This is a genomic window from Atopococcus tabaci DSM 17538, from assembly GCF_000429585.1.
GTDB classification, from domain to species: domain Bacteria; phylum Bacillota; class Bacilli; order Lactobacillales; family Carnobacteriaceae_A; genus Atopococcus; species Atopococcus tabaci.
Map to the genome: position 1 here is coordinate 1 of NZ_AUCD01000065.1, position 13,809 is coordinate 13,809.

Genomic DNA, 13,809 nt, shown 5'->3' on the forward strand with positions numbered 1-13,809 from the left:
AACTGGAAAAACATCAGCAATCAACAGGATATCGACATTTATTTTGCAGACCCAGGCACGCCCTCTCAAAGAGCTCTAAATGAAAATTCAAATGGGTTACTACGAAAAACCGGTCTACCAAAAGAAATGGATTTCAATTCAGTTACACAAGAGTACATTTCAAGCGTTTCTTCTAGAAGAAACAACATTCCAAGAAAGTCATTAAATTATCGAACACCACTTGAGTGTTTCTTAGATCATGTAGACAATGATATTTTGTCTCGCTTAATTTGACAAATCAAATAGGGAAAAGGTGGTTAAAAAAGTTACATCTGTTTCAATTATTATACCTGAAAGGCAAGTGAGTTTCCAATAACTAAATAAGTGCTTTTTTTCTTTTGCGGAATGGTTTATGACATAGTGAAAGTGGAAGATAAGACAAGGAGGAAGAGAGTATGGCTGATGCAAGAGACAAAGCGTTGAAAGTCATTGAAAAGAACAATGTCGGTGTTTTATCTACCATCAAAGATGATAAGCCGGCTGCAAGGTACATGACTTTTTTCAATGAAGGCTTCACACTTTTTACAATTACAGACAAGCGCACATCCAAAGTGGAAGACATCAAAGCAAACCCATACGCATTCATCCTTTTATGTTACGAAGAAGGACTCCTCGATAAAGACTATGTGGAAATTCAAGCAAAAGCATCTATCACAGACAAGCAGGAGTTGATCGAGCATCTGTGGAGTCCGTACATGAACATGATTTTTGATGGAAAAGACGACCCAAATATTTTGATTGTGAAGCTGGAACCGGAAAAAGTTAGTTTGCGAGGAACAAAAAACACGGATGTCGAGTCCATCGACCTCGTTTAATAAAGAATGTAGAAACTGTACAAGAGCGGCATGATCCTGTACAGTTTTTTTGACGGAATCCTTTCGAAAAAAAGTGCGTATTGCTTTTATATGAAAACAGCAGCTAGTATAATTAATTTCTAGTTTGATTTGTTGAAGAAAGGAACGTCCCTTATGATCAAAGAAACAAAAAGTGGACTGGAACATTTCCATACCGTAACTTGTCAACATTTAGAACCGCTTTACCAAGAATTGGCACATGAGCAACATCCACATACATTATTTATTACATGCTCAGACTCCAGAATTGATCCACAGTTGCTTACTGGAGCAAAACCCGGTGATATGTTCACGATTCGAAACATCGCCAACATCATTCCTGCACCGGAGGACCCTTATCAAGATTTCACCACGCTGTCCGCTGTGGAATTTGCGGTTGAAGTATTGAATGTCAAACAAATCATTGTTTGCGGCCATTCGAACTGTGGCGGATGCAAGGCGGCATTGGATGGAGCGCAGGCCATGGAACACCTGCCTTACACGAGAGCTTATCTGAAAGTATTGGAACCAGTGCGAGAACGCGTAGAAAAAGAGGCGGCTAATCACGTCCATGAAAGCAAGTATCGTTTGATGGAACAAAGAAATCTTATCGAACAAGTAAACCATTTGAAGGATTATGAGTTTATTCAGAAACGTGTAGAAGAAGGAAAATTGGAAATAGAGGGCTGGCATTACACCATTGAAACAGGGAAAATTGCTGTCTTCGATGAAGAAAAAGACCAGTTTTGTACTGTTTTTTGAATGAATAAAGCGTAAAAATGGTTTTGACGTAAAAAATCTGTTATGATAAAAGAAGGACACCTCACAAAAAGCGGTTTTTGTTGTATAACAAATACTTGTGTGAGATGCCCTTATTTTATTTTGATGTAGTGTAACTGTAGTTAGAAAAAGATAAAAAATTATTGGAGGAATAGGATGGAATACAAGAGGAACAATCGCGAGGAGATTATTGAGGAATTAAATGTCGACCCGGAGCGGGGACTAACCGCCCAACAAGTAGAAGAACACCGGGAAAAATATGGAAGCAATGAATTGGCTGAGGAAAAACAGACGTCGTTGTTTACGAAAATCTTGAACCAGTTCAAAGAAGTCATGAACTTGATTTTGCTGTTTGCAGGTTTTTTGTCATTGTACATTTCATTTTCTGAACCAGGACATGGATTTTCTGAACCAATTGTTATTTTCGTGATTATCTTCATCAATATGGCGGTGACCATATACCAAGAAGGAAAAGCGGAAGATGCTTTAGAAGCATTGAAGAGCATGTCCTCGCCTGAAGCGCGTGTCATTCGAGACGGGAAAGAGCAGAAAATCAACGCCGATGAACTAGTCTGCGGGGATATATTGCTGTTGGAAGCAGGAGAAGGAATTGCTGCTGATGCCCGTTTGTTAGAGGCCAATAACTTGCAGACAGAAGAATCTTCATTGACTGGAGAAAGTGTGCCGGTAGATAAAGATGCCAACGCAGATGTAGAAGAAGGCGCCCCAATTGGCGACGTGGAGCATACCGTTTTTTCAGGTACTTCTGTCACCAACGGGAATGCAAAAGCGGTCGTTGTTGCAGTGGGAATGGACAGTGAAATGGGGCACATTGCCGGTTTGCTGGGAGAAACAAAAGAACAAAAAACCCCTCTTCAACAAAGAATCGACGGATTGGCCAAACGTCTGGCTATATTGGCTTTTATTTCAGCAGCGATCATTTTCGTTGTCAATTATTTGAATACCGATATGTCATTTTTGGATAACTTGATGTTGGCTGTTTCACTGGCCATTGCAGCCGTTCCAGAAACTCTCCCTGTTATTGTGACGTTGACATTGGCATATGGGGTTCAAAACATGGCCGAACGTAGTGCCATCATCCGGAACATGCCGGCAGTGGAAACCTTGGGCAGTGCGTCTGTCATTGCATCCGACAAAACCGGAACCTTGACGCAAAACCGTATGACCATCAAACGAATATGGTCGCCTGCTCACGATCCAAAAAGTGAAACAGACGAGTTTAATGAAGAAGAAGAATGGATGCTGAAAATGATGGCTTTGGCATCCAATGTAAAAGCAAACAAAGACAATGGAGAATTAAAAGTAGAAGGAAATCCGACAGAAGCAGCCATTGTGTACCTTTTGGAGAAAAAGGGCTGGTCGAAAGAAGAGCTGGAGAAAAAATTCCCGCGGGTACAAGAATTTCCATTTGATTCTACCACCAAGCGTATGACGACTGTTCACGAGTACAACGGACGTTATATAGCCATTTCAAAAGGGGCTTTCGAGCGTCTCAAAGATACGTCTGTCAAACCGGAAAATATGACTCATGATGCCGAAGAAATCCACGATCAATTTGCCCATGATGCATTGCGTGTATTAGCGGTTGCTTCCAAAGAACTGGATACATTGCCGAATGGTGAATTAGACCGGGATAAATTAGAAGCAGATATGGTATTTGCCGGTATTGTCGGCATGATTGACCCGCCGCGAGAAGAAAGTAAACAGGCGGTGGAGGAAGCGAAACAAGCGGGAATCCGTCCAATCATGATTACGGGAGACCACGCAGCGACCGCCACAGCTATTGCCAAACAGATCGGGATAGCGAACGAAGAAACCAAAACCATTACAGGTTCTGAGTTGCAGAAACTGTCTGATGAAGAACTCAACCAAAATATCGAAGATTATGCCGTGTATGCCCGTGTATCTCCTGAAGACAAAATCCGAATTGTCAAAGCTTGGCAAGACAGAGATGAAGTTGTCGCGATGACTGGAGACGGAGTAAACGATGCGCCTTCCTTGAATGCGGCTGATGTAGGAACCGCAATGGGACAAGCCGGAACAGAAGTAGCTAAAAATGCATCAGACATGATTCTGACAGATGATAACTTTGCAACGATCGTACAAGCGGTAGGAGAAGGTCGTCGGGTATACAACAACATCCGTAAAACTATTTACTTCCTGTTATCTGCGAACGTTGCTGAGGTATTGTTGATGTTGATTGCATCTATTCTTGGATGGGGCGTCCCGTTGATGCCGATTCATTTACTCTTTATCAACGTGATTGCGGACGGTATTCCAGGCTTTGGATTGAGCCGGGAACAGGCAGATGCCGATATCATGAAGCAGGCTCCGATTGAACGCAATGAAAGTGTCTTTGCCAGAGGCGGGTACCGAATTATCGGCGTTGGAGCAACGACACTTCTGGTTATCTCCTTGATTGCCTTTTACTTGGGAGCGAACGTACAGTTGGACAGCGCAATCGAACCATCCATCGAAGTCGCTCAGACGATGACATTCTTGACATTGGCGTGGGCTTCCACATTGAACATCTTTGTCGTTCGAAGCAAACAATCCATTTTCAAAATAGGCTTCATGTCCAACCCTGTAGTATTCTGGACAACGCTCTTTTCAGTTGTCTTGACAGGATTGGTTGCAGCGGTTCCGTTTTTGGCTGACATTTTCATGTTGGCGGAATTAGGTGCAACACATTGGATCATTACTGCCCTAATGTCACTTTCGATTATTGCAACAGTTGAAATTGATAAAAACTTCATAAGAGGAAGAGATAAATAAACAATGAAGGAGACTGGAATTTAATCCAGTCTCCTTTTTTTGTACTTATAGTTCTTTTTGAGCTCCAGCTTGGAAACCCAAATATATATAGTTTTGTTTAGTGTACATATCCTTTGGCGTGTCTTCGCCGTCCGCCACTAAAATCACTGTGCGGTCTCCAGCCTGTTTCATAACAAATAACTGAAGGGCTGTGGCAATGCCTTGGTGTTGACGGTCTTTGTTGACGAAGAGATTGTCAATCTCAACGGTTCCTTTGTTCTCAATAATATCCACGCCTCCCACAGGCTCATTATCCAGGTAAGCGATGATCTGCCGGATAAAAGGATCTTCAAACTTCAAGTCATACAACGATTGTTTTTGGTCTGTAAATGATTTTCCTATATCCAAGTCTTGCAGGTAACTGATTTGTTTGAAATCAGAAAGAGAATCTTCCGAAACGAATTCAAACTGAACATCCGGGTGAGGGTTACGGCCCATAAAGTCACGTGGATGAACAGCGTACAACTCTAACAATTGGACACCGTAATCCTGCTCTATAAAGTAATCGAGCACCGGTTGTGAAAAGCCTGTATCCTGCGGCCAGTAAAATTTCACGTGCTCCAACCCCATATCTTCGTGGAACTCCAATTGGATTTTTTCAATCAGCTTGAATTCTTCCAAAGTCGGCTGGTATTTCAGATACATACAATTATAGTCATACATGTAAGGTGCATCAGCATTGTAATACAGCCGATAAAATTCATTTTCTTCAACCAAAGTACTGTGTGGATGGATAGACTGGAATGTAATCATATAGAACCTCTCTTATTTACTGGAGTAGATGATTTCATTATAGCTCAATTTGAGGGAATCCTCTTAATTTTTAATGATTACAACCGATATCCAATAAGGAAGTTAATTATTTCGGAATAAAGGAGAGAAAGGATGAAAAGAAAGTTGCAATTTAGAAGTATTAAAGGAAGGCTGTTAGCTGGCTTTTCTGTCGTTATTGGATTGACATTTGTTATCGGCATGATTAATTACATAGGCATGAGAGCGATGACTCAAGAGATCGAGACTGTTTTGAACCAAGAGCAAAAGTTATTGGTATTGGATAATCAATTGGCTCAGAACATGTCTGTCCGAACAAATCTTTTGCAAGGATACGTGATTACAAATGATCCATTATACATAGAGGAATTTGAAGCAGGGATAGAAGAGAGCATTGCATTGGAAAATGAAGCATTGGCTGCAAGTAATTCCGAAACATTAGAAAATTTGATTTCTAAGAAAATAGATTGGGGTATTCGTACGGATGAGTTGGTTCATCTGGTGAATGAAGGGGAGGCCGAATCAGCTGCTCGATTAATGCAGGAAGAAGTACAGCCTCTCAGTATGGATTTGGTGGAAGGGTTCAATGAACTGGCAGCAGAACGTCAAGCTGCGATGACAGCTGCTCTTCAAGGTTTGCAACAAGCTAATGTTTCCTTGTCACGCATGAACTTAATCACTTCAACAGTGGTTATTATAGTCACCATTACTGTAGCCCTGCTTGTATCGACTCACATCACCGCGCCATTGAAAAAAGTGACGGAACGGATGAAGCAATTGGCAGCTGGTGACTTGACTCATGAGGCGTTTAGAACTTCTGTGCAAGACGAGACCGGACAATTAATGTCAGCGGCTGACGAAATGAGTAGAAGTCTCACGGAAACTTTGAGCCATATTACGCGGGTAGCCGAAAAAACATCCAACCACAGTCAACAGTTGGCTTTGTCGGCAGAAGGCGTACAGAGCGAAACGGAGCAAATCGCTGCTACTATGCAGGAACTGAGCTCCGGAACAGAAACGCAAGCGTCCACCGTATCAGAATTGGCTTCCAAGATGGATTCATTTGTTCAAGAAATTGGAATAGTCTACCAGAATGGCGCAGAAACAGTGAACAGATCGGAAGAGGTGTTGCTGTTGTCTGAAGAAGGCAGAGCCAGTATGACATCTTCCTCGAATCAGATGAATCAAATTTATACGCTCGTAAGAAACTCGGTTCAACGAATGGAAGATTTAAGTGAGCAGGCCAATCAAATTACAAAGTTGGTGACCATTGTCCAAGAAATTTCAGATCAAACAAATCTGTTGGCACTGAATGCCGCTATTGAAGCGGCACGAGCGGGCGAGCAGGGGAAAGGATTCGCAGTTGTGGCAGATGAAGTACGGAAGTTGGCAGAACAAGTTTCTGATTCAGTAAAAGATATCACGGGATTCGTTGCCACCATTCAAAAGGAATCTGCCATTGTTTCTCAATCTTTATCAGAAAGTTTTGTTCAAGTGGAAGAAGGCTCTGCGTCGATTGAAGAAACAGAAGGAACGTTTCAACAAATTGACCAGGCTGTCCAGGAAATGAACAATCAGTTGAACGGTATTCTTGATAAGCTGGGCACGATTTCAGATACAGGTAAAGCCATGAATGGCGCCATAGATGACATAGCCGCTGTTTCTGAAGAGTCAGCGGCTGGAGTGGAACAAACCGCTGCATCTTCTCAGCAGATCACTGAAACCACTCAAACTGTATCTGCCAGTGCATCAGAATTGGCGTCTTTGTCTGAAGAACTAAATCAAACAGTACAGACTTTTAATTTTTTCAAGAACAATGAGTAACTTCTGAAAAATTACTAGAAAAGAGAGAGGCAGGGACTTTTGTCCCAGCCTCTTCTGCGTTTCCGAATAGGCCAGCGAAAATGCGCTCCAGTGGTTCGGGTCTAAACGCATTTTGTCCCGCTCTCTTTTCCTTTACGGAGAGGACATTTTACAAACAGAGGCCGTTTGCGTTATAATTGTGAATAGAATTTGTCCAAACACTTTTGAAATAAGTAAACAGAAGTTGTGAATCATTGACAAAGGACAATTAATAAAAAAGGAGCATACTTAATTATGATTATTGGAGTCCCTAGAGAAATCAAGAACAACGAGAATCGGGTGGCTTTGACCCCAGCAGCGGTTGAAAACCTGATTTCCAACGGACACAAAGTATTGATCGAAAAGGATGCAGGAGTTGGAAGCGGCTTTGAAAATGAGGAGTACAAAGAAAGAGGCGCAGAACTCATTGATAAAGCGGAAGATGTTTGGAATCAATCTGACATGATTATGAAAGTAAAAGAACCGTTGGATACAGAATATCAGTATTTGCGAAAAGGTTTGATCCTATTCACGTATCTTCATCTTTCAGCCAATCCAGAATTGACAAAAGCTTTAGTTGAAAACGAAGTGACTGGTATTGGTTATGAGACGGTGGAAGTAGACGGAAAACTGCCTCTTTTGACTCCGATGAGCGAAGTGGCGGGACGAATGGCGGTCCAAATCGGTGCCCGTTACCTTGAAAAAAATGAAGGTGGAAAAGGTGTCCTCTTGAGCGGCGTTACAGGTGTAGAAAGAGGAACGGTAACCATCATCGGCGGCGGAGTCGTTGGAGAGAATGCTGCTCGAATGGCGATCGGTATGCGTGCCAACGTCAACATTATTGAATTGAATCCAGACCGGATGCGCGAGTTGATTCACATGTTTGGTCCGGGAGAAATTCAAACACTTGCGTCCAATCCAGAAAATATTGCCAATGCAGTGAAAGAGTCTGATTTGGTAATCGGGTCTGTGCTCATTCCAGGACGCAAAGCACCGAAATTGGTTACTGAAGAAATGGTCCAATCAATGGAAAAAGGGTCTGTCATTGTAGACATTTCCATTGACCAAGGCGGAAACTTTGAAACCCTCAATGAGCCAACCACACACGATGATCCGATTGTAGAAAAACATGGTGTTCTTCACTATGGTGTGGCTAATATTCCAGGAGCGGTGCCGAAAACAGCTACATTGGCATTGACGAACGACACGATGCCGTATGCACTTGAATTGGCCAATAAGGGCGTGGCAGAAGCGATGAAAGACAATCCTTCGCTTGCCACAGGCGTGAATACGTATCAAGGAAAAGTCACCAATGAAGGTGTCGCAAACGACCTGGGATTTGACTATATCCCGTTGGAAGACTTGATTTAAATCTGCTGAGCAATGCAAAAGACACTTCCGATTAAAAGGAAGTGTCTTTTTGTACGTTTAATGTCTCCGAATAACTTTCATTTCGCTGTTAATAAATTGATCGTATTCAGGGGAGTAGACTCTGGCCAGCATAACGGAAGCTTCTTGCAGTACAGGGACTTCCAATCCCTTTTTGATTAAATCAATGATTTCCAACGTTTGTTCCAAAGCGAGAATCATCCAACGGGTTTCATCCGTATGTAATTTCATGGGAACGGAATGATCCGGAGAAATGCTGGAAAAAGCAGGCAATGCCTGTCGATTGCTAAACAGCACAGAGTGGTCTTCCAGCAAATGCAAGTCTTCGTTGTCCAACTCCTCTTCAGTTTTGTAGACCAAGCCCAATGCCTCAATACGGTTCAGCGCGAAGGCAGCTTGGAGTGTGTCATCAGTAGCTTCGAGAAGAGCAGAACTTTCCAGTACCTGACTGAAAGACTCTTCACCGATATAAACGTTTAACCCAGGAACGTCCTCTTGTTTTCCACTGACGGAACAAAACAGGGTGGTTCCTGTTTCAGGATCGACTAAGACAAAAACTTGTTCAGTGGACAAATGATTCCACGGCATCTCTTCGTAATAAATACGAGAAAGAAGTAGCAGTTGCTCCCAAACAGCATCTTGATTTTTTGCTTCATCTGCATTAATGATGGAAAGCGACCGCTTCAGCGATTCATTCACGAATGTGACCAATTCTTCGGGAGCATGTGCTTCTTGGAGCACTCCATTCGGTTCTGTTTCCAGAGGCGAATCGTGAAATGCCTCCACACAAACAGGATACAAAATGGACTCATCCGGCTCTATGATTTCCAATAATTCCACAGAATGCAGCCAATCTTGTTGGGGGTTATATCGGTATATCAACTGATCGCCTGGCTGGTTCAACCAGTCGCGAATTTGTTCCGATGTTTCATCCAATACCGGAATGCTTTCTCCGTCCATAAAACGCTCGTTTTTCAAACTGGTGTTTCCAATCCAACGGGGTTCAATGCCATTCCGCCCAGACGTAAAAATGTGGGCAGCTCCTCCGTGCCAATCATAGACAGCTTGAATAATATGATGCAGCTGTCGAAAAGAAGTTTCTTTACGTACATGAACAATCCGCTCAGCTGGATAAGCTGTATCCTTTAATTTCATTTTTAGTACGTATACCACAAACTATCACCTCATATCAATCTTCACCGATTTTAGAACATTTTTCAAATAAGAGGGAATGAGAAGCATTATGGTTTGGCAGAAAGCAGATGTTTGATAGAATAAAAATGTCATGATGGCGCATCCAATGAGGAAGGAGACTAAGAATGGTTAATATACCGCACAATGTGTACATTGAGGCTTCTCCAGAACAAGTGTATAAAGCACTCACCACAAACGAAGGGTGGGCATCGTGGTTATCCGGTGCTGAATTTCAATCGAATGCGAACGGTGAAGGAAGTATTCGGCTCAATTGGAAAGGAAGCCAGACGAAAGAACTGATTGGAGAAATTCAAGATGCCACTCCAGGACAGGGATTAGCTTTTTCTTGGCAGCCGGCGGACTCCCGTACCATTGTTTCATTTGCGTTGGAACCCTACAAAAATGGAACTTTGCTGGCATTTGAAGAAACAGGATTCTCCACTTCTGAAGCAGATATGCAGGCGCTGGTCCTGCATGCAGTCAATTGGGGAGAAGCATTGAATTTATTGAAAGTTTACCTGGAACATAATATAGTTTATACCCAAGAAACCATTGATTATGATCAACTAAACTAAATACGAGTTATTCCAAACTCATGGTCGGAGAGAGAGTCTCTGCCCGTGAGTTTTTTTGATAACGGAAGTTATTCTTAATTGTCAATTTTCATTCAAACGAAAAAAGTCACAAACAACGATTTTAAAATTTTGCGAAGGGCTTTAGAAAGGTTGATGTGAATTCGTTGTGTACGTTTTTAGTTGTAGGTCTTGCAGGATGAAATAATACAATTGTGTAACAAACGCTCGAATTTTTGTAACCCAAATTAAATCTCATACGCGTTTTTTCCATGGTATCCTTCATGTAGTTTTGAGTTTAAAAAACTCAATCAGTGAAAACACGAGAAATTACATTAAATAAAACAAATGAAATTATGAAATAGAAAGACTACTAGGAGGATACGTGTGAATAAAAGATGGACAGTGGGGCTCATTGCCTCAATGCTTTTTGCAGGAAGCTTCATCATGCCGGCCGAAACGGCAGAAGCCAGCAGATTAGATGAATTGCAACAAGAGAAAAATCAATTGCAAGATCGTTCCAGTGAAGTACAAAAGGAAATTCAAGACCGCGAAAAAAACATGAGAAGCTTAGCGGAAGAAAAAGCTCAGTTGGAAAACGAAGTCGCGGATCTTCAACGAAAAATCGATGACTTGGTTAGAAAACTCCAAGAGCAACAAGAAAAATTAGATGAGACAATCGCAGAAATTGAACGTCTGAAAAAAGAAATTGAAAAACTGAAAGAACAAATCGAACGACGCGAAGAAAAATTGGCGAATCAAGCACGTGCTGTCCAAACACAAGGCGATCCAAACAACATGTTGGATATCATTGTGTCAGCAGAAAGCTTGTCTGACTTGATCGGACGCGTCGGCTTGGTTAATCAGATTGTTACAGCAAACAAAAACATTGTGATTGAACAAGAAAACGACAAGAAAGCTTTGGAAGAAACAGAAGCACAAGTTCAAGCTGAAAAAGAACAAATTGAAAAAATTAAAGCGGAAATGGAAGTTGACCGCAATAACTTGGTAGCATCCAAAGCAGAATTGGATGACAAAATCATTCAAGTCGCTGAGATGTACCAAATGAATGAAGAAGAGAAGAAATCTTTCGTCCAAGAGCAACAAGTGATCGCTCAAAAAACAAGCACGTTAGACAAAGAAATGCAAAAAGAGCAGCAGCGCATCATCGAAGAAGAACGAAAAAGACAAGCAGCTATTCAAAAAGCAGCGGAAGAAAAAGCACGTAAGCAGGCGGAGGTCCAAGCTGCGGCACAGTCAAAATCTTCTTCTGCCAGCCAAACGAGTTCTTCATCCAGTTCATCCAGCAGTTCTGGCTTCATCCGTCCGGCTAATGGATACAAAACATCCAATTACGGATACCGTACTCACCCGATTTATGGATACAAAAAATTACACGCTGGTTTGGATATCAGCGGCGGCGGTCCGATTGTAGCAGCTCAAAGCGGAACAGTTGTCCAAGCTACTTACAACGGCGGCTGGGGTTACTATGTGAAGATCGACCACGGTAACGGATTGCAAACTCTCTACGCACATATGCAAGCAGGCAGTCTGCGTGTGGCTCCTGGACAAAAAGTTTCTCAGGGCCAACAACTTGGTATCATGGGAACAACCGGAGCTTCCACAGGAGTTCACTTGCACTTTGAAGTGTACAAAAACGGAAGAACTGTTGACCCGGCTCCATATCTAGGAATGTAATACCATTACTGTTGAAAAACCACTCTTCCTGAAGAGTGGTTTTTCGTTTACAATGAAAAGAAAAAGAGGAGAGGTCACATGGAAATCCGTTCGGTCAACAATAAGCGAGTCAAAGAATGGAAAAAACTTATGACAAGAAAAGGCCGTAAAAAAGCGGGCCAGTATATATTAGAAGGATTTCATCTAGTAGAAGAAGCTCTCCTTCATGGAGCGCCGATTGATACACTGATCATCAGCGAAGAGGCAGACGTTTCCAACTTAGGTGCCTTTCCTGAAGAAAAAGCCGTGTACGTGTCCGAAGACGTGGCCGCTTATTTGGCAGAAACAGGAGCCACTCAAGGAGTATTTGCAATTGTTGACATCCCATCCCAAGAAACGGCCGGTGAAATAAAAGGGGCGTATCTGCTGTTAGATGCAGTTCAAGATCCTGGCAATGTGGGGACAATGATTCGTACAGCGGATGCGGCAGGATTCGCTGGAGTCGTTCTTGGAGAAGGGACCGCCGATTTGTATAATGATAAAACACTACGCTCAACCCAAGGCAGTCATTTTCATTTGGATGTAAGGCAAGGGGATTTAGGGGAATGGATTCGTGCCTTTCAGACTCACGGATACCCTGTCTATGGGACTGCATTGGACGAAAAAGCTTCATCGTATCAACACATCCGGCCTAACGGGCCTTTTGCCTTAATCATGGGGAACGAAGGCCAAGGGGTGCGCCCGGAAATTTTGGAAATGACAGATAAAAATTTGTACATTCCTATCAAAGGACAGGCGGAATCTTTGAACGTGGCTGTGGCAGCCGGTATTTTGATGTTCCGCCTGCTGCAGAGCGAATAACGAAAGAGTGATACAAGATGAAGACTATTTGTGGCAAGAAGATGACGAACTATTTACATTTGTTTTTGATGCAACGGAATCACTTTAAAAAATAACGCCTTGCTTGTATAATGGACGTTAGTCGATGCAAAATGGCGACTACACACTAAATAGTGAATGTTTAACATGAAATATTTACTTAGTAAAAGGAGAGCTTACATGCAATTCGTTCCATCTACTTGGCAACAAGACGAAGAATATGTAGCCCTGATTGCAGATTTACTTGAAAACGAAGAATTAAATAAATTAGATGAAATTACACATCACCACTTCACAACGCGCTTGGCACACTCTATTTTTGTTTCTTATGTGAGTTATCGAATCGCTAAACGAATGAATTTAGATGCTCGTGCGGTGGCTCGTGCCGGTTTGCTTCATGATTTCTTTTTGGAATGCAGAGAAGAAATTGCCACATTGGATATGGGTTCTCATAATTGTGCCCATCCAAAGATTGCGTTGAAAAATGCAGCTACTATCACTGAATTAAACGATATGGAACAAGACATCATCTTGAAACACATGTTTATGACGACACTTCGCAGCGGTGTTCCGCGTTACAAAGAAAGCTTTGTCGTCTCTTGTGTAGATAAATACTGCGCAATCAGCGAAGTTTCGAATCCGGTAAAAGAAAAGATCAAAGGGAAAGTTACCGATTGGGTGTTAAGGCTGAAACCAGCACAAATATAAAACGAGGCTGGGACAAAAGGTCCTGGATTCTAAAATAAAAGAGAACTTACATTTTCTGTCAAAGAATTTGTAAGTTCTCTTATTTTATTACATTATTTTTTGCATATTTCTTCAGATTGTTGGCCATCAAGACCAACCCGATGTCTGTTTTTACCTTCGATTTACCCCTTAGGTTAAATCGAGTGAACCCTAAATTAGCCTTTATCTGGCCAAAGACTGGCTCAACATCAATCTTTCGTTTGGCAAAGATTGTTGAACCTTCTTTAGATAAAAGCTTTTCTGCTTCTGTA

General features: G+C 42.1%; 13 protein-coding genes. 10 read left to right on the forward strand and 3 right to left on the reverse strand.

Annotated features, from left to right (window positions below; all coding sequences use genetic code 11):
* The 4 genes from G470_RS14195 to G470_RS0109300 form a co-directional block, all read left to right on the forward strand.
* Nucleotides 1-273, forward strand: a 273-nt coding sequence (locus tag G470_RS14195) for an IS30 family transposase (RefSeq protein WP_156908045.1), incomplete at its 5' end; no start/stop codon positions are given.
* 161 nt (nucleotides 274-434) lie between these two features.
* Entirely contained in the window at nucleotides 435-854 is a 420-nt protein-coding gene (locus tag G470_RS0109290; protein WP_028274584.1) for a pyridoxamine 5'-phosphate oxidase family protein, read from the forward strand.
* Nucleotides 855-1,007: 153 nt separating this feature from the next.
* Nucleotides 1,008-1,634 (forward strand): carbonic anhydrase, encoded by a 627-nt coding sequence (locus G470_RS0109295; RefSeq protein WP_028274585.1) that lies wholly within the window; start codon nucleotides 1,008-1,010, stop codon nucleotides 1,632-1,634.
* Between the two features lie 174 nt (nucleotides 1,635-1,808).
* Complete coding sequence (locus G470_RS0109300) at nucleotides 1,809-4,448, forward strand: cation-translocating P-type ATPase (protein WP_028274586.1); 2,640 nt, start codon at nucleotides 1,809-1,811, stop codon at nucleotides 4,446-4,448.
* Nucleotides 4,449-4,493: 45 nt separating this feature from the next.
* Here the strand turns inward: G470_RS0109300 and G470_RS0109305 are convergent, their stop codons facing one another.
* Nucleotides 4,494-5,240, reverse strand: coding sequence for a GNAT family N-acetyltransferase (locus tag G470_RS0109305; RefSeq protein ID WP_028274587.1), 747 nt, complete (start codon nucleotides 5,238-5,240; stop codon nucleotides 4,494-4,496).
* Between the two features lie 132 nt (nucleotides 5,241-5,372).
* Between G470_RS0109305 and G470_RS13265 the strand changes: the two genes are divergently transcribed.
* Both G470_RS13265 and ald read left to right on the forward strand, forming a co-directional pair.
* Nucleotides 5,373-7,082 (forward strand): methyl-accepting chemotaxis protein, encoded by a 1,710-nt coding sequence (locus tag G470_RS13265; protein WP_035445477.1) that lies wholly within the window; start codon nucleotides 5,373-5,375, stop codon nucleotides 7,080-7,082.
* Between the two features lie 273 nt (nucleotides 7,083-7,355).
* On the forward strand, nucleotides 7,356-8,471 hold the full coding sequence (gene ald, locus G470_RS0109315; RefSeq protein ID WP_028274588.1) for an alanine dehydrogenase: 1,116 nt from the start codon (nucleotides 7,356-7,358) through the stop codon (nucleotides 8,469-8,471).
* A 57-nt stretch (nucleotides 8,472-8,528) separates the two neighbouring features.
* Here the strand turns inward: ald and G470_RS0109320 are convergent, their stop codons facing one another.
* Complete coding sequence (locus G470_RS0109320; RefSeq protein WP_156908047.1) at nucleotides 8,529-9,662, reverse strand: plasmid pRiA4b ORF-3 family protein; 1,134 nt, start codon at nucleotides 9,660-9,662, stop codon at nucleotides 8,529-8,531.
* 146 nt (nucleotides 9,663-9,808) lie between these two features.
* On the opposite strand from G470_RS0109320, the gene G470_RS0109325 reads away from it, so the two are divergent.
* The 4 genes from G470_RS0109325 (at nucleotide 9,809) to G470_RS13270 (ending at nucleotide 13,519) form a co-directional block, all read left to right on the forward strand.
* On the forward strand, nucleotides 9,809-10,258 hold the full coding sequence (locus tag G470_RS0109325) for an SRPBCC family protein (protein ID WP_028274590.1): 450 nt from the start codon (nucleotides 9,809-9,811) through the stop codon (nucleotides 10,256-10,258).
* Between the two features lie 384 nt (nucleotides 10,259-10,642).
* The gene (locus G470_RS0109330; protein WP_028274591.1) at nucleotides 10,643-11,953 is read left to right on the forward strand and encodes a murein hydrolase activator EnvC family protein; all 1,311 of its coding nucleotides are present in this window, start codon (nucleotides 10,643-10,645) and stop codon (nucleotides 11,951-11,953) included.
* A 78-nt stretch (nucleotides 11,954-12,031) separates the two neighbouring features.
* On the forward strand, nucleotides 12,032-12,793 hold the full coding sequence (locus G470_RS0109335) for a TrmH family RNA methyltransferase (protein ID WP_028274592.1): 762 nt from the start codon (nucleotides 12,032-12,034) through the stop codon (nucleotides 12,791-12,793).
* Nucleotides 12,794-12,991: 198 nt separating this feature from the next.
* Nucleotides 12,992-13,519 (forward strand): HD domain-containing protein, encoded by a 528-nt coding sequence (locus G470_RS13270; protein ID WP_035445479.1) that lies wholly within the window; start codon nucleotides 12,992-12,994, stop codon nucleotides 13,517-13,519.
* 79 nt (nucleotides 13,520-13,598) lie between these two features.
* Here G470_RS13270 and G470_RS0109345 read toward each other — a convergent pair.
* A partial coding sequence (locus G470_RS0109345) for a transposase (RefSeq protein ID WP_028274593.1) occupies nucleotides 13,599-13,809 on the reverse strand: 211 nt, incomplete at its 5' end.

Bases quoted from the DNA above. Each gene is read 5' to 3' on its own strand.
- G470_RS0109290 (WP_028274584.1), top strand. From the start codon at position 435: ATGGCTGATGCAAGAGACAAAGCGTTGAAAGTCATTGAAAAGAACAAT.
- G470_RS0109295 (WP_028274585.1), top strand. From the start codon at position 1,008: ATGATCAAAGAAACAAAAAGTGGACTGGAACATTTCCATACCGTAACT.
- G470_RS0109300 (WP_028274586.1), top strand. From the start codon at position 1,809: ATGGAATACAAGAGGAACAATCGCGAGGAGATTATTGAGGAATTAAAT.
- G470_RS0109305 (WP_028274587.1), bottom strand. From the start codon at position 5,240: ATGATTACATTCCAGTCTATCCATCCACACAGTACTTTGGTTGAAGAA.
- G470_RS13265 (WP_035445477.1), top strand. From the start codon at position 5,373: ATGAAAAGAAAGTTGCAATTTAGAAGTATTAAAGGAAGGCTGTTAGCT.
- ald (WP_028274588.1), top strand. From the start codon at position 7,356: ATGATTATTGGAGTCCCTAGAGAAATCAAGAACAACGAGAATCGGGTG.
- G470_RS0109325 (WP_028274590.1), top strand. From the start codon at position 9,809: ATGGTTAATATACCGCACAATGTGTACATTGAGGCTTCTCCAGAACAA.
- G470_RS0109335 (WP_028274592.1), top strand. From the start codon at position 12,032: ATGGAAATCCGTTCGGTCAACAATAAGCGAGTCAAAGAATGGAAAAAA.
- G470_RS13270 (WP_035445479.1), top strand. From the start codon at position 12,992: ATGCAATTCGTTCCATCTACTTGGCAACAAGACGAAGAATATGTAGCC.